13 protein-coding genes are annotated in these 16,808 nt (G+C 36.9%); 10 read left to right on the top strand and 3 right to left on the bottom strand.

The window, feature by feature from the left end:
- The first annotated feature begins 236 nt into the window (after positions 1 to 236).
- Positions 237 to 1,958: a hypothetical protein gene (locus tag KO521_RS04765; protein ID WP_215938770.1), complete on the top strand. Its 1,722-nt coding sequence runs from the start codon at positions 237 to 239 to the stop codon at positions 1,956 to 1,958.
- A gap of 10 nt (positions 1,959 to 1,968) precedes the next feature.
- Here KO521_RS04765 and KO521_RS04760 read toward each other — a convergent pair whose 3' ends face one another.
- A complete protein-coding gene (locus KO521_RS04760) occupies positions 1,969 to 3,144 on the bottom strand; it encodes a GlmU family protein (protein ID WP_215938769.1) in 1,176 nt (391 codons plus the stop codon).
- A gap of 135 nt (positions 3,145 to 3,279) precedes the next feature.
- Positions 3,280 to 3,582, bottom strand: a complete 303-nt coding sequence (locus KO521_RS04755) for a type B 50S ribosomal protein L31 (protein ID WP_215938768.1) — start codon at positions 3,580 to 3,582, stop codon at positions 3,280 to 3,282.
- A 178-nt stretch (positions 3,583 to 3,760) separates the two neighbouring features.
- Here KO521_RS04755 and KO521_RS04750 point away from each other — a divergent pair, with 178 nt between their 5' ends.
- The 7 genes from KO521_RS04750 to KO521_RS04720 all read left to right on the top strand — a co-directional run bounded on the left by KO521_RS04750 (position 3,761) and on the right by KO521_RS04720 (position 10,627).
- Positions 3,761 to 4,282 carry a DUF4199 domain-containing protein gene (locus KO521_RS04750; protein WP_215938767.1) on the top strand — a complete coding sequence of 174 codons (522 nt, stop codon included), beginning with the start codon at positions 3,761 to 3,763 and terminating at the stop codon, positions 4,280 to 4,282.
- 197 nt (positions 4,283 to 4,479) lie between these two features.
- Positions 4,480 to 5,454: a glycosyltransferase family 2 protein gene (locus KO521_RS04745; protein ID WP_215938766.1), complete on the top strand. Its 975-nt coding sequence runs from the start codon at positions 4,480 to 4,482 to the stop codon at positions 5,452 to 5,454.
- A 39-nt stretch (positions 5,455 to 5,493) separates the two neighbouring features.
- Positions 5,494 to 7,203 (top strand): phospho-sugar mutase, encoded by a 1,710-nt coding sequence (locus tag KO521_RS04740; RefSeq protein WP_215938765.1) that lies wholly within the window; start codon positions 5,494 to 5,496, stop codon positions 7,201 to 7,203.
- Positions 7,203 to 9,029, top strand: coding sequence for an ABC transporter ATP-binding protein (locus KO521_RS04735; protein ID WP_215938764.1), 1,827 nt, complete (start codon positions 7,203 to 7,205; stop codon positions 9,027 to 9,029). Before KO521_RS04740 ends, KO521_RS04735 begins: the two co-directional genes overlap by 1 nt.
- Before the next feature lie 59 nt (positions 9,030 to 9,088).
- Positions 9,089 to 9,643 (top strand): RNA polymerase sigma factor, encoded by a 555-nt coding sequence (locus KO521_RS04730; RefSeq protein WP_215938763.1) that lies wholly within the window; start codon positions 9,089 to 9,091, stop codon positions 9,641 to 9,643.
- An 11-nt stretch (positions 9,644 to 9,654) separates the two neighbouring features.
- On the top strand, positions 9,655 to 10,170 hold the full coding sequence (locus tag KO521_RS04725) for a hypothetical protein (protein WP_215938762.1): 516 nt from the start codon (positions 9,655 to 9,657) through the stop codon (positions 10,168 to 10,170).
- Positions 10,163 to 10,627: a hypothetical protein gene (locus KO521_RS04720; RefSeq protein ID WP_215938761.1), complete on the top strand. Its 465-nt coding sequence runs from the start codon at positions 10,163 to 10,165 to the stop codon at positions 10,625 to 10,627. The genes KO521_RS04725 and KO521_RS04720 overlap by 8 nt, the downstream gene beginning before the upstream one ends.
- Positions 10,628 to 10,636: 9 nt before the next feature.
- On the opposite strand, the gene KO521_RS04715 is transcribed toward KO521_RS04720, so the two are convergent.
- Positions 10,637 to 11,665 carry a WD40/YVTN/BNR-like repeat-containing protein gene (locus tag KO521_RS04715; RefSeq protein ID WP_215938760.1) on the bottom strand — a complete coding sequence of 343 codons (1,029 nt, stop codon included), beginning with the start codon at positions 11,663 to 11,665 and terminating at the stop codon, positions 10,637 to 10,639.
- Between the two features lie 72 nt (positions 11,666 to 11,737).
- On the opposite strand from KO521_RS04715, the gene KO521_RS04710 reads away from it, so the two are divergent.
- Complete coding sequence (locus KO521_RS04710) at positions 11,738 to 12,949, top strand: RsmB/NOP family class I SAM-dependent RNA methyltransferase (protein WP_215938759.1); 1,212 nt, start codon at positions 11,738 to 11,740, stop codon at positions 12,947 to 12,949.
- Between the two features lie 173 nt (positions 12,950 to 13,122).
- Entirely contained in the window at positions 13,123 to 16,806 is a 3,684-nt protein-coding gene (gene purL / locus KO521_RS04705) for a phosphoribosylformylglycinamidine synthase (protein WP_215938758.1), read from the top strand.
- The last annotated feature ends 2 nt before the right edge of the window (positions 16,807 to 16,808 follow it).

The raw sequence follows: 16,808 nt of genomic DNA, 5'->3' as shown, positions 1-16,808 counted from the left end.
CCTTACCTCTTTTTGCTTTCGTATTCAATTGATACTGTATTTTTTTTTAAGGAAATGCAAATATACGAACTTGTAACAAGCAGATTACAAATATGGAGGTCATCAATTTATCAACCGAGTAAAAACGTGTATTGTCCTGTAGCTCTTACTCAAATATTCTATATTTGACCATTAGTAACACTAGCATGTAAGCTACTTACAATTTAAATACCACTAACTCCTGAAAACTAATTTCTGTGATTTTAATTTCTAAACGCATTCCTTCTTGCCACCCATTCTTTTTTCTTGGTTTTATACTATTTTCATTTAATATTAGTCTTGCACAAGAAGCTATTCTAAAGCAAAAAATAAAAGTTATTCAAGAGCTTTTGACATCGGTAGACGCAAACAAATTAACCTTTAATCAGGAACTAAAGACCGTTTCGCCCGGCTATTACGATTATACCGTGACCGAAATAAATAATAAAGGAAATGAAGTGGAAACCACCTACACTTTTGCTCTTGCCGACATCGACAAAAACTCAGTACGGTATTTTACAAAAAAAGATGTAATTCTTATTGAACTATCTATTAAAGGAAAGCAAAAACTTATTAGAAGAACTACTGATGAAGGTAGTAAAATAAATTATATACCCAGCTTTACCATGTACGGCCTAAATGCCGATAACGGCCGTGACCTAGAATCTGCTATTGAAGATGGAATACCCGAAGCTATTGAGGTTGACAAGAGCTCACTTGTTTTGAGTTCTTATGAAGAGCATTTAAATTGGTTGAAAAAAAATATAACAGATATAGATTTACCCAAACACCAAATAGCACAACTATTTAGTAAAAATGCGGAAAAAACCGGATTTGTAACTCTAAACCAGACCGTTGGCTCAAAGAACGAGCGTTTTGAATTCAATCTTGCCCTAATGAATCCTAATTCCGTAAATTATAAGATTTCCGGAGATGAATTTATCATTGAAGTTAGCTCTGCAAAAGGTGTTTCAGGTATAAAATTTTATAACGATGATATATTTAAAGGGTATACAGACAAAGTTTTTTTGTACGCCAATTCATTAGCCAACGGCAAGCATATTTATACAGTTCTTAAAGAAATAATCCCATTAGCACAAACCGAATTCGAGACTTACAAACAAGAAATCAACACGTTAGATACTGCTTTAGAATATCTTAACACACATACGAATGCTGTTAAATCCGATGGGCGTATAACTATGCAAAAGCTAGCATTAGAAGAAGATATAGCCTTTCTATCGACCAAAGAAGAGATATCCGATAAAAACGAAGAACATCTTTATTCTTTTAACCTAACGGATATCAATCAAAACGGAATTAGTTTCAAAAATAAAAAAACAAGGTTTTATCTTATACTAAGCACAAACAAAGGAGAAAAATATATTGGTCACTCCCTAAATGGAGAAACCGAGAATTATGAGAAAGAAATTCTGTTATACTTTAACTCCTTTGATGAGGCATACGTTGGCAAAGAAGCATTGCAGTTTTTAATAGTACATTATAAAGACCGGACAACCGAGGTAACTGACGAATCTTTTGAAATTGGCTTAGAAGATGCCTTAAGACAACTTAGAAGCGAAATAAAACCTGTACAGGAAGGCAACCTTAGTTACGAGCAAGAAATTGAATTATTAGAAACTGAAACCAGCACCTTTAGATTCACAAAAACGGAATTAAGCGACAAAAGAACCCTTGAGAATATTTATGAATTCAGCGCAAAGGATTTAAGTCAAAAAAGCAGTAAAATAATCGTATCAGGAAAAAGGGTCTGGGCAGAAATCGGAGTAAAATCTGATGAAAAATTGGTCAAGGTTTATAAAGACGGGCAAGTCCAAAATTATGGGAATAAAATTGAAATTGAAGCTTTGGACCCTGAAAACGCTAAAGAAATTGTTGCTACCTTAAAAAAATTGGCTGCATCCAAAAGTAAATTATAGCCTGTTAAGGCTAGTAATTACGCCATCTTTTAGTCAATTCAAAAACATGTTCCAAAATACGAGCTTCCTTATCATCAAATTCAACATCCCTTCTGGCCATCATAATTTTGGCTGCGTCAAAAGCTTTTGAAGTACCATATGTTGAAAAACCCGAAGCTCCGCCCCAACTAAAACTTGGTACAAAATTACGTGGAAAACCAGGTACATAAATATTACAGTTCACCCCAATTACCGTACCCGTGTTAAACATTGTGTTAATTGCTGTTTTACTGTGATCCCCCATCATTAGACCACAGAATTGCAAACCAGTCTGCTCAAAACTCTCGCTGGCATAATTCCATAAACGCACTTTGGCATAATTATTCTTAAGGTTAGAATTATTGGAATCTGCCCCAATATTACACCACTCCCCTAAAACCGCATTACCTAAATAACCTTCATGACCTTTACTTGAATAACCAAAAATGACAGAGTTACTTATTTCTCCACAGACCTTCCCGTAAGGGCCAATGGTAGTAGCTCCATAAATTTTGGCTCCCATTTTCACCACTGCATTTTCGCAAAGTGCAAAAGCACCACGAATAAGGTTACCTTCCCAAATTTGAGAATTCTTACCTAGATAAATAGGACCATCCGTAGCGTTCAAAATACTATGCTCTACCTGTGCTCCTTCTTCCATAAAAATCCGCTCCGGATGAATTAACGTATTGTTTTTAGGAATGGGCGCACTTTTTCTTCCCTCAGTAATAAAATCAAAGTCTGCTTGCAAAGCCTCTCCGTTTCTGGAAAAAATATCCCAAGTATGGACTATTTGAATTAGGTCATCATCAAACTCTATTTGCTTGTATGTTGAGAAATCTACTTCCTCTTGACTTTCATTGGTAAAAAAAGCTATTACTTCATCACCTTGAAAGATAGCTTCATTGACCTTTAAATCCTGAACTAAATCTATCAACTTCTGATTAGGTAAAAAAGAAGCGTTTATCAACACATTTTCCTCCATTTCAACCATCGGGAACTTCTCAGAGAGATACTCTTCGGTTATGGTGGTAGTGGTATATCCTAAATACTTTTCCCATTTCTCCCTTATGGTCAATATACCTACTCGTATATCTGCAACAGGTCTGGTAAATGTAAAAGGCAGCAGGTTATCTCTTACTGTACCGTCAAAAAGTATATAGTTCATGGCAATTTATTTTTTACTAAAATAAGTATTCTGTTTATCTAAACCATCTAGTGAACATTAGAAATGTTCACCAGGTTATAAACTAAAAAAGCCTCCGACAATTGTGGAGGCTTTTATAAAATCTTATATAAGAATCTATTTTTCTTCTTTATCAGCTTTTCCTTCTGTAGCTGCTGGCGCTGCAGGTTTTTTCTTGAATTTGTCGTATTTGCTTTTGAACTTATCAATACGTCCGGCAGTATCCAAGAATTTAGCTTTACCAGTATAGAAAGGGTGAGATGTTCTAGAGATTTCCAATTTTACAACTGGGTATTCAACGCCATCAACTTCTATGGTTTCTTTAGTAACTGCTGTAGATTTAGTCAAAAAAACCTCGTCGTTAGACATGTCTTTAAAAGCAACTAATCTATAATTTTCTGGGTGTATATCTTTCTTCATTATAAATAAAATTTTACGCACCCATTCCAACAGGCACTCATTTTAAGGCTGCAAATTTAATTAATTTTCTGTAACCTACAATCTAAAACTAAAAAAGAAACAAAAAAATATATTTTAGCTGTAACAAAGAAACAAAAACAACCACTAACTTTGAAAACAACCACTAAAAAACGAGAAGATGGAAAACAGTCAAGCTGAAACAGGAAAGTTTGCTCTTAATTACGGCCTTATTGTAGGTGCTGTAGGCATAGCATTTGGTGTTATGCTTTATACTATGGATATGCATTATGAACGTGGCCTTGCCGTTCAAGGTACGCAAACCCTCATTTTGGTTGTTGGTATTGTTTTGGGAATTTACCAATTTAAAAAAGCAAATTTAAATTTCATGACCCTCTCCGAAGCCTTAAAAGTTGGTGCTGGAGTTGCCCTTATAGCAGGTATATTAGGTATTCTTTACTTTTATATATTTTCCAATTTTATAGAGCCAGAATATATGGACAAGATATACGAAATTGCAAAACAACAGGCTCTGATTGACAACCCTAAATTAACAGAGGAAGAAATAGACAAAGGTATTGAAATGCAAAAGTCGTTCTCTTGGATGTCTTACCCTATAATTTTAATTATGAACATTCTTATTGGGCTGGTTGTTGGCGTTATTACAGGTTTAATTCTTAAAAAAGATAGACCTGCCTACTAAATCTCATTTTTATATTCCCATTTTAGTTTCGGTGAAAATTTTTAATTTATTGATTATCATAATTTTAACCCTGTTTTTCTAATTATCTTTAAAAACTAACAAGTAGTTAGAAATAAGGAATTACCCGTTATAGCAGAAAAGTTTAAATGACTTCAGTATCAAAATTGTATTTTTGGTGAGACTTATAGAAACTGTGAATGGATCTGTCCATAATTATACCCTTACTTAACGAAGAGGAATCTTTAAAAGAACTTCACGATTGGATCGTAAATGTTATGCGTTCCAATAATTTCAGCTATGAGATTCTTTTTATAGATGACGGCAGTACAGATGATTCTTGGAAGATAATTACAGAGCTATCACAAACAAACCCAAGCGTTAAAGGTTTACGGTTTAAAAAGAACTTTGGTAAATCGCAAGCCCTGCATGCAGGTTTCAAAGCTGCAAAAGGTAATGTAGTAATTACAATGGATGCCGACCTTCAGGACGACCCAGAAGAAATTCCCGAACTATACCGGTTGATAAAGGAGGACAAATTCGATTTGGTTTCCGGCTGGAAGAAAAAACGATTTGATTCCGTTCTCTTTAAGAACATGCCCTCTAAACTGTTCAACTGGGCAGCCAGACAAACTTCCGGTGTAAAACTGCATGATTTTAACTGTGGTCTAAAAGCTTTTGATCAAAATGTAATTAAAAGTATAGAGGTTTCTGGTGAAATGCACCGGTACATTCCTGTTTTAGCTAAAAACGCCGGTTACAGTAATATTGGCGAAAAAATCGTAAAACATCAGGCTCGTAAATACGGGAAGACCAAATTTGGAATGGAACGTTTTATAAATGGTTTCCTAGATTTGCTTACCATTTGGTTTGTATCCAAATTTGGTCGGCAACCTATGCATTTATTTGGAGCTCTAGGGGTTCTCATGTTCATAATAGGCTTTGGTTTTGCCATTTATTTGGGTATTGACAAGCTTTTTATAAACCCCTACGGAAGATTAATTACGGATCGCCCACAATTTTTCATTGCGCTTACTGCAATGATTTTAGGTACACAATTATTTTTAGCTGGATTTTTAGGCGAAATTTTAATAAGATCACGAAAAAACGAAACACGTTATACTATTTCCGAAGAAATAAGTGATGACACAAAAGCAAAGCAATATTCTTCGTAATTTTAAGCGCTAATAAACACATATAATAAAGACACTATTATGGATGCCATTCTAAATACCGCCAAATCTTGGTTAACCGATTTTTTTGACCCAGAAGTAAGAAAGGAAGTTCAACATCTAATTGACAATGATACAGATGAACTAAAAGACCGTTTTTACAAACAAATGGAATTTGGAACTGGTGGTATGCGCGGGGTAATGGGAGTAGGCACTAATAGAATCAATAAATATACGTTAGGTAAAAGTACGCAAGGGCTTAGCAACTACCTTGTAAAAACATACGGTAAAAAAGGGCTAAAGGTAGTCATAGCTTTTGACTGTCGCCACAATAGTGATACTTTGGCCAGAACGGTGGCAGAAGTACTATCCGCAAACGGAATCAAAGTTTATTTATTTTCAGAATTGCGTACCACACCAGAACTTTCTTTTGCCGTTAGGCATCTAGAATGTCATGCAGGTATCGTGTTGACAGCTTCTCACAATCCACCAGAGTATAATGGTTACAAAGTGTATTGGACAGATGGTGGACAAATTGTTCCTCCGCAGGATGGAGAGATTATTTCAGAAATCAATTCACTTTCTTTTGAGGATATCAATTTTACAGCTAACGATAGTTTAATAGAAACAATAGATAAAGAAGTAGATGAAGCTTTCATTGAAGAATCTGTTGCAAAAGGAAATTTCAACGCTGCCGGTAAAGATGATTTTAAAATCGTTTTTACATCACTTCATGGTACATCCATAACCGCAATTCCCGAAGTATTAAAAAGAGCCGATTATAAAAATGTTACCATCATAGAAGAGCAGGCCAAACCTAACGGAGATTTTCCAACGGTAAAATCGCCAAACCCGGAAGAGCCGGAAGCACTTTCTATGGCTGTTACAAAAGCTGAAGAAATAGGTGCTGATATGGTTGTTGGCACGGATCCTGATAGTGACCGTTTAGGTATAGCCGTTCGTAATCTTGATGGTGAAATGGAAATCGTTAATGGTAACCAAGCCATGATTTTAATGACCAAATTTCTTTTGGAACAACAAAAACAAAAAGGCTTTAAAGGCAATGAATTTATAGCTACTACCATCGTTTCTACCCCTATGATGGAAGCTATGGCCAAAGCATACGGGGTTGAGTTCAAAACTGCACTTACCGGTTTTAAATGGATCGGTAAGATGATTAAAGATTTTCCTGAATCCAACTTTATTGGTGGTGGTGAGGAAAGCTTCGGTTATATGGTGGGCGATTTTGTTCGTGACAAAGATGCCGTTACCTCTACCCTATTGGCATGTGAAATTGCTTCTCAAGCCAAAGCCAACGGAAGCTCTTTTTATAAGCAACTAATTGATTGTTATGTTGATTATGGCTTCTACAAAGAAAAACTTATTTCCATCACTAAAAAGGGAATGAGCGGTGCAGAAGAAATTAAACAGATGTTGAAGGACTTTAAAGAGAACCCTGTTTCCTCTGTTGCTGGTTCAAAAGTTAAATGGATTGAAGATTACAACACTTCTATCGCCAAAAATGTACTTACCGGCGAAGAAAAAAATATCGATATTCCAAAATCCAATGTATTGATATACGAAACCGAAGATGGAACCCGAATAGCTGCAAGGCCAAGTGGAACCGAGCCTAAGGTGAAATTTTATATCAGTACAAATACGACATTGGATAAAGCAGAAGATTTCAAAAAAGTCTCTAAAGAATTGGATAATAAAATTCAGGATATACTTAGAGAACTTAATCTCGGTTAATGGAGTATTTCAAAAAAATCCTTCGGTTCGCAAAGCCGTATAAATTATTTGCGATTTTAAATATTATTTCAAACATTCTTTATGCCTTGTTTTCAACATTGGCAATGATTTCATTGTTTCCGATGTTATCAGTTTTGTTTGATAATACCAAAGCTGTTTACAAAAAACCTGTTTGGCGGGGGCTTTCCGATGCGAAGGATTATATTATGCAATACCTGAATTTTTTCGTTACCGAAAGAAGTCAACAGGACGGTGCAGGAGATGTTTTAATGCTGATGGTAGCCTTGATTATTGTTATGTTTTTTATGAAAAACATCTTCAATTATCTTGCCATGTATTTTATTACCTATTTAAGAAATGGCGTACTTAAAGATTTACGTAACGAACTGTACAACAAAACAGTTGAACTACCTATATCTTATTATTCCGAAAAGCGAAAAGGTGACACCATAGCCCGCATTACATCGGATGTTTTGGAAATCCAACATTCCTTTTTATCTATATTAGAGCTCATAGTTAGAGAACCTTTGACTATAATCTTCACGATTGTATTCATGTTATCTATAAGTCCAAAACTGACTTTATTTGTGTTTTTATTTCTTCCTCTTTCGGGATTTTTGATTTCGTTGATAGGCAAGTCTTTAAAACGCAAATCAGATAAGGTTCAAAAAGAACAAGGTCATTTTTTATCCATTTTAGAAGAAACCTTAGGGGGTCTCCGTGTTATAAAAGCGTTCAATGCGGAATCTAGATTTGGTAGAACTTTTCAAGCATCCACAAAACGTTTCTACAATTTCTCTAACAGTTTATTAAATAGGCAAAACCTTGCCTCGCCAACAAGCGAATTTTTTGGTATTGCTGCTATTGGTGTTATACTTTGGTATGGGGGACAAATGGTACTGGTTGAAAAAACACTAGAACCAGAACTCTTTATTACCTATATGACACTTTCGTATCAGATTTTAACACCTGCAAAAGCTATTAGTAAAGCCTCGTACAGTGTTAAAAAAGGAAATGCCGCTGCAGAACGAGTTATGGAAATTCTTGAGACAGAAAATCCAATTGTGGATAAGCCGGATGCCTTAATCAAGGATACTTTTGATAGTGGAGTAGATTTACAAGACATCTCTTTTAAGTATGAAGATGAATATGTACTTAAGAATTTCAATTTAAAAGTTCCCAAAGGAGAAACTGTAGCTCTTGTTGGTCAGTCCGGTAGTGGTAAAAGTACTATTGCCAACCTTGTTACTCGTTTTTACGATGTAAACGAAGGCAAAATATCAATAGATGGACATAACATTAAAGATATCTCAAAAAAATCATTACGAGGTCTGTTAGGCCTTGTAACCCAAGATTCCATTTTATTTAATGATACGGTAGCGAATAATATTTCCTTAGGCAAAGAAAATGCCTCCAAAGAAGAAATTATAGAAGCTGCTAAAATTGCCAATGCCCACGACTTTATAGCAGAATTACCAAATGGCTATGATACCAATATTGGTGATAGCGGAAACAAACTTAGTGGCGGTCAAAAACAACGCCTATCTATTGCAAGAGCAGTACTAAAGAATCCTCCTATCATGATACTGGATGAAGCTACCTCCGCTTTAGATACGGAGAGTGAGCGCTTGGTGCAAGATGCTCTTGAAAAAATGATGCGCAATAGAACTTCCATCGTTATTGCCCATAGACTTTCCACCATTCAGAATGCCAATACCATTGTTGTACTTCAAAAAGGCGAGATAGTGGAACAAGGTTCTCACGATGAACTCATCGCAAAGGACGGCGCCTATAAAAAATTGGTGCAAATGCAATCTTTGGGATAAGCAATTAAACCTTTTCTTAAATTTATAGTCTTAACTACAAGAATTTAAGTCCAATTCATTTGATTGCAGAGGAAACCTTAGTAAATCAGTTACAACAGACAGAAACGCAAGCCAGCGCTTTTGGAGTGTTGGTAGACACCTACAAAGAGCGTCTGTACTGGCATATTCGTAGAATTGTGTTAAATCATGACGATGCGGATGACGTGTTGCAGAATACATTTATTAAGATTTACAAGAACATTTCAAATTTTAAGGGCAATAGCAAGTTATATTCTTGGATATATAGGATAGCCACTAACGAGGCGCTTTCTTTTTTGAAAACCAAATCTAGGATGATGGGGGTTAGCGATAGCGAATTGCAAGAGCGTTTAGTTGAAAACTTAACGGCGGACGTTTATTTTGAAGGTGAGGAAATACAACTTAAGCTACAGCAGGCCATAGCAACCCTTCCGGAAAAACAAAAGTTGGTCTTTAATATGAAATACTTTGAAGAGCTTAAATACGAAGAAATTTCAGAGATTCTTGAAACATCCATTGGAGGACTAAAGGCCTCTTATCATATAGCAACCAAGAAAATAGAAGCACATTTAAAAGAACAAACCGAATATCTTTAGCAACATAACTTATGAAGCCATTCGATAAAAATAATCCGTTTAAAGCCCCTGAAGGGTATTTTAAAAAGTTTGATGAAAACCTTTTTAAAAAGCTCTCTAGTAAAGATTTGGCTATACCAAAAAAAGAAGGCTTTAAGCTTCCTAATGGTTATTTTGATTCTTTAAATGACAAGTTGCAAGAGAAATTAAATGCGGAACAAACCAACAAGGTCGTTCCCTTAAAATCATATAAAAAATACTACTATGCCTTAGCGGCCGCCGCTGCAGTACTAGTTGTAGCGCTAATTGTAAATTTAAATAAAACGGAGAAAATTGGCTTTGATGATTTGGCACAAGCAGATATTGAAAACTATTTTGACAAAAATGAGCTAGACCTTACCAGCTATGAATTAGCAGAGGTAATGCCTATAGGCGAGCTTGAAATGACAGACATGTTCGAGAGTAATTTTAGCGAAGAAAATGTGCTAGATTATCTTAATGAGAACACAGAGTATTTAGACGAATTAAATCTTGAGGACAATGAATAGATTAAAAAAAATAATCGTAACCATGGTGCTTCTACTAGCATCTGTGCAATTCTACGCACAGAGACCACATGATCACGATAAAATAAAGACCCTTAAAATAGCTTTTATAACGGAGCGATTGGATTTGAGCAGTAAAGAAGCGCAGGATTTTTGGCCCATTTATAATGAATATGAGAGTAATCGTGCATCGCTTAGGGAAAAAGAACACAGTCAAATCCGAAGCAAGGTAAAAGAATCCCATAATCTTTCTGAGAAAGAAGCAAAGGCCATTGTGGAACTGTTTCTAGAATTTGAGCAAGAAGAAGAAGATATACGGAAAGACTTTATAAAAAAAGCTGCCGAAGTCATAACCGCTAAAAAAACACTTTTACTCTTACGGTCAGAAGAGGAATTTAAAAGGCAGCTTATAAAAAAATATCACCAAAAACGTGGTGAAAGTGGCAAAAACATACCTTAAATCAAGGTCTCAATTAAAAATTAGTCGTGCTATTCTATTCTTACCTGAGGCATAGGCTATCTTTTCGTTCTGAAACCGAATGGTGTAAAATGATTCTTCAGATAATTGTTTCCAGGTTTCACCCCTGTCATTAGAGTAAGAAACACCGGTAAAACCAACAGCTACAAGGCCATTACCATTAGAACCCGGCACGAACTGGACACAACTTTTATATTGCGGATTTTGACCATCCGCTATTAGTTGCCAAGTATTACCTCCATCAACAGTTACGGCCTTATTAGCCGTATTGACTTCGGGCTTCGTAAAATCACCCCCTATGGCAAAACCTATATTTTCATCATAAAAATCAATTGAAAAAATGCCCTGTGTCTCTACATTACTGGACACCGGAGTATTTTGAATTTCCCATGTTTTACCTTTATCACCTGTAAAATAAACCCTGCTTTTATTGGTAGCTATCCATGTCTTGCCGTTTATGTTGGCAATATTTGTATTACTAGCGGCAAAAGCACCTTCGCCTTCTAAAGCCTCAGGCAATTCAGAACAAGAAATTTTCTTCCAAGAAACACCGCCATCTCTGGTAATTATAATACTTAAACATCCATTCATACTATCTCCAACCGCAATACCTTCATTGTCATTCCAAAAAATCATAGCATCGTAAAAAACGTTTTCATCTTCTTCCATATAGACCAGTTCCATTCGTCCGTTATCTCCTGTTTTATAAAGTAACGCAGGATTGGCTACTGACAGCATAAAAAAATCCTTTGTAGTATGCGCAATAGCGCGAAATTCAGGAATAATGGTATGATATTTCTCAATACTTTCCATAATTTCACCTGTTGCTAGCTCCACACTTCCAAATACGCCATTACTACCGGCATATCCAAGATTATCGCCCATAATCTCTATGGCCCTAATACTCACAGAATCTTCGTATATGGTTTTAATTTCAACAGAAGAAAAGGCTTCATTATTATGCTTTTCCGAGCACGAAACAAACAGAACTACAATCAAAAAAGTCAATAGCACACGCATATGTACAAAGTTTCTCAAAAATAAAGGTAATCCAATGGCAAAACAATACCTTTGCAGCCTTAATTTTTTGTAATGAAGCTACATAGAAACTTGGTGTTTGCAGTAATCGATGCCTTGAACTTGATTTTTAACGAAGGAGAATATGCCGATAAGGTGGTACAAAAAGTACTAAAATACGATAAACGCTGGGGATCTCGTGACCGCGGTTTTATTGCAGAGACTACCTATGAAATGGTTCGTTACAAAAGGTTATATACTGAAATCGCAGATGTAAAGGCGCCATTTAGCAGACCTGATCTTTTTAGAATGTGGGCCGTTTGGGCTGTTTTAAAGGGTATAAAGCTTCCAGACTGGAAACAAATTGAGCCTACGCCGGAACGCCGTATCAAAGGACGTTTTGACGAACTTTCTAATATCAGAAAGTATAGAGAATCCTTACCTGATTGGATTGATGAAATATGCTTGAAAGCATTAGGAGAGAAGCTATGGAACGCCGAAAGTGCTGCGCTTAATGTTCAGGCGGAAGTTATTTTAAGAACCAATACCTTAAAAACTAATAAAGAAACGCTTCGGAAAGCCCTATTGGATGAAGGTATTGTTGTTGAACCCATCAAAGGATACGCAAGTGCGCTTAGATTACCTGAACGTGCCAATGTTTTTGTGACCGAATCATTTAAAAAAGGATTTTTTGAAGTTCAAGATGCCTCTTCACAATTAGTTTCCGAATACTTGGACGTTAAACCAGGGCAACGTGTAGTGGATACCTGTGCCGGAGCCGGTGGGAAATCACTTCACCTTGCTGCGCTTATGGAAAATAAAGGTCAGCTTATTTCCATGGACATCTATGGTAGCAAACTAAAAGAGTTAAAAAGACGAGCCAGAAGAAATAATGCCCATAATATTGAAACTCGAGAAATTGAGTCTACGAAAGTCTTTAAGAAACTTTATGGTAGTGCAGACCGTGTATTGATAGATGCCCCCTGTACTGGTCTTGGGGTTCTGCGTAGAAACCCGGACAGCAAATGGAAAATGCAACCCGAGTTTCTTGAAAAAATTACGAAAACGCAGCATGATATCATTCGTAGTTATAGCAAAATAGTGAAACCAGGCGGAAAAATGGTTTATGCGACTTGCTCAATTCTTCCGCAGGAAAATAATGACCAAGTGGTCTCTTTTTTAGCTTCAGAAGAAGGGAAAGACTTCAGTTTGGTTAAAGAGAATAAGATTTACGCATCTAAAAGTGGATTTGACGGGTTTTACATGGCCCTGTTAGAGAGGAAATAATGTACACACTTTTTTCAACTCATTTTACCCTTCTTCCTAGGAGGGTAAACTCAATCTGCAAAGTAATCAACAACCTGTTAACTTCTCGTTAGAAAAATTTACGATACTCCTTTAAAAAGAGCCTTTTAAAGGCTAAATTTGCGCTTTCTCAAACCTATCAATTTACAAGCTAGATGATTCACTTCTTCGGGGATGCAGCCAATAAAGTTTATGCCGTTCAAACGGTGGATGAACTTTCGCAGGAAAACATAAATAAATTAACGTGGTTGTTCGGCAACCTACCAAAAATAAATACGGCGTCTATAGACGCCTTTTTTGTTGGCCCTAGGGCGGCAATGATTACACCATGGAGTACCAACGCCACAGAAATTACTCAAAACATGGGTGTTGAAGGCATCATTAGAATAGAAGAGTTCAAAGCATCAAGCGAAGAATTTACCGATTTTGACCCCATGCTTTCTGAAAAATTCAACGGTTTAACTCAATCTATCTTTAAAATTGATGTAAAGCCTGTCGCTGTTCAAAGCATAGAAAATATAGGCGAATACAATCAAAAAGAAGGTTTGGCCTTAAGCGATGAAGAGGTAACGTACTTAGAAAATCTTGCCACTAAATTAGGCAGAAAACTAACAGATTCGGAAGTTTTTGGTTTTAGCCAAGTGAATTCAGAACATTGCCGCCATAAAATATTCAACGGTACTTTTGTAATTGATGGCGTTGAAAAACCGTCTTCGCTCTTCAAACTGATAAAGAGAACATCGCAAGAGTTTCCTAACGATATCGTTTCTGCATATAAAGATAATGTAGCTTTCGTAAAAGGACCAAAAGTGACCCAATTTGCCCCAAAAAGTGCCGATAAACCCGATTTTTATCAAGAAACGGAGTTTAATTCGGTAATTTCCTTAAAAGCGGAAACACACAATTTCCCAACAACTGTAGAACCTTTTAATGGCGCTGCAACAGGTTCCGGTGGTGAAATTCGTGACCGTTTAGCCGGTGGAAAAGGTTCATTGCCTTTGGCCGGAACCGCTGTTTACATGACGGCATATTCTCGTTTACAAGAAGACAGACCTTGGGAAAAAGCATTTCCGGAAAGAGAATGGTTGTACCAAACGCCAATGGACATCCTCATAAAAGCATCTAATGGTGCTTCTGATTTCGGGAACAAATTCGGACAGCCACTTATTGTAGGTTCTGTATTGACATTTGAGCATGACGAGTCTAAAGACAGTGACAATACAAATACAAGAAAATTAGGTTTTGATAAAGTGATCATGCAAGCCGGTGGTATCGGTTACGGAAAAGCAGAGCAAGCTTTAAAAGATACGCCTAAGGATGGTAATAAAATTGTAATTCTAGGTGGTGACAACTACCGTATTGGTATGGGCGGCGCAGCAGTTTCTAGTGCTGACACCGGTGCTTTTAGTTCTGCTATTGAGCTGAACGCCATACAGCGATCCAACCCAGAAATGCAGAAAAGAGCATCAAACGCTATCAGAGGTATGGTAGAAAATGATGTAAACCCGATCGTCTCCATTCACGATCATGGTGCTGGCGGACATTTGAACTGTCTTTCAGAATTGGTAGAAGATACCGGTGGAAAAATAGACTTGGATAAACTTCCTGTTGGAGACCCTACCCTATCGGCCAAGGAAATTATCGGTAACGAATCCCAAGAACGTATGGGCTTGGTTATCGGTAAAGGAGATGTTGATCTGTTACACCGTATTGCCGATCGTGAGCGTTCTCCTATGTATGAAGTGGGTGATGTAACCGGAGACCATAAATTCACATTTGAATCTGCTACAACTGGTGAAAAACCAATGGATTTGAATTTAGAGGATATGTTCGGCAGTTCTCCTAAGACCATAATGACCGATACTACGGTTCAAAGAAATTATAAAAACCCGGAGTACTCTTTAGAGTTTTTCCATGATTATTTAGAGCAATTACTTCAACTGGAAGCCGTTGGCTCCAAAGACTGGTTGACTAATAAAGTTGACCGTTGTGTTGGCGGACGTGTCGCTAAACAGCAATGTGTAGGACCATTACAACTTCCTTTGAACAATTGTGGTGTTATGGCATTGGATTTTAAGGGAAAAGAAGGTATTGCCACCAGTATTGGACACTCTCCTATTTCCGGGCTAATTGACCCTGCTGCCGGTAGTTTGAACAGTATTGCCGAATCTTTGACCAACCTTATCTGGGCTCCACTAAAAGAAAATTTAAAATCGGTTTCACTTTCTGCCAATTGGATGTGGCCTTGTAAAAATGAAGGAGAAGATGCCCGTTTGTATGAAGCGGTAGAAGCTGTTTCCGACTTTTCTATTGCTCTTGGAATAAATGTGCCCACTGGAAAGGATTCCCTTTCCATGAAACAGAAATATAAAGATGGCGATGTTATCGCCCCTGGTACGGTTGTTATTTCCGCAGCAGGAAATTGTGATGATATTACTAAAGTAGTTGAACCTGTTTTTAAGAAAAAAGGAGGTTCTATTTACTACATCAACCTATCAAAAGATAGCCATAAATTAGGTGGTTCTTCCTTTGCCCAGATCCGTAATACTATTGGTAGCGAAACGCCAAGCATTAAAGATGCAGCTTATTTTAAAAATGTTTTCAACGCCATTCAAAACTTGATAAAGGAGGGTGATATCGTTGCCGGACATGATGTAGCTTCCGGTGGATTGATAACTACCTTGTTAGAAATGTGTTTTGCCGATATCAATTTATCCGCTGAATTGGATTTGTCCGATTTAGGTGAAGCTGATACCATTAAATTACTTTTCTCTGAAAATTCGGGAATCGTTTTTCAATCAAAAGATGATTCTGTTGAGCAAAAATTAGCGGACCTCAACATTGATTTCAAGAACATAGGAAATGTGGTTTCAGGTACCGTTTTAAAAATCAAAAACAGCGGAATGGAAATGGGTCTCAATATAGACTCATTAAGAGATACTTGGTTTAAAACATCCTATTTATTAGATAACAAACAAACAGCCAATAATTTGGCTAAAGACCGTTTTGATAACTATAAAAATCAACCGCTTCAGTACAGTTTCCCTGAAAACGTTGATTTGAGCAGTATTCCATCAAATACCGGAAACAGACCAAAAGCTGCCATTCTGCGTGAAAAAGGAAGTAATTCTGAACGGGAAATGGCAAACGCTATGTACTTGGCCGGTTTTGATGTAAAAGACGTGCATATGACCGATTTGATTTCGGGTCGTGAAACGCTTGAAGACATTCAGTTTATCGGCGCCGTAGGTGGATTTTCTAACTCAGACGTACTAGGCAGTGCCAAAGGTTGGGCCGGTGCATTTAAGTACAACGAAAAAGCAAACGCCGCCCTTAAAAACTTCTTTGCAAGACCTGACACCCTTTCTATCGGTATCTGTAATGGATGTCAGTTGTTTATGGAACTGGATCTTATCAACCCAGAACATGAAACGCACGGTAGATTGACATATAATGATTCCCATAAACATGAGAGTAATTTTACTTCTGTAAAAATTCAAGAGAACAATTCCATAATGCTTTCTAGCTTGGCGGGAAGTACACTTGGTGTTTGGATATCTCACGGTGAAGGTAAATTTAGCCTGCCCCACAATGAAGACCAATATGAAATTGTTGGCAAATATGGTTATGAAGGCTACCCTGCCAACCCCAACGGAAGTGATTTTAATACAGCCATGTTATGTGATGCCACCGGTCGTCACTTGGTTACCATGCCGCATATTGAACGCTCTATTTTTCCTTGGAACTGGGCGTATTACCCAGAAGGAGCCAATGATGTTGTTTCGCCATGGTTAGAAGCTTTTATAAATGCTAGAAAATGGGTTTTGACAGCTAAGTAAAT

This window comes from Zobellia uliginosa, from assembly GCF_018860745.1.
Classification (GTDB): domain Bacteria; phylum Bacteroidota; class Bacteroidia; order Flavobacteriales; family Flavobacteriaceae; genus Zobellia; species Zobellia uliginosa_B.
Note: the sequence above shows the minus strand (reverse complement) of the source record. Positions and strands in the feature narration are given on the sequence as shown.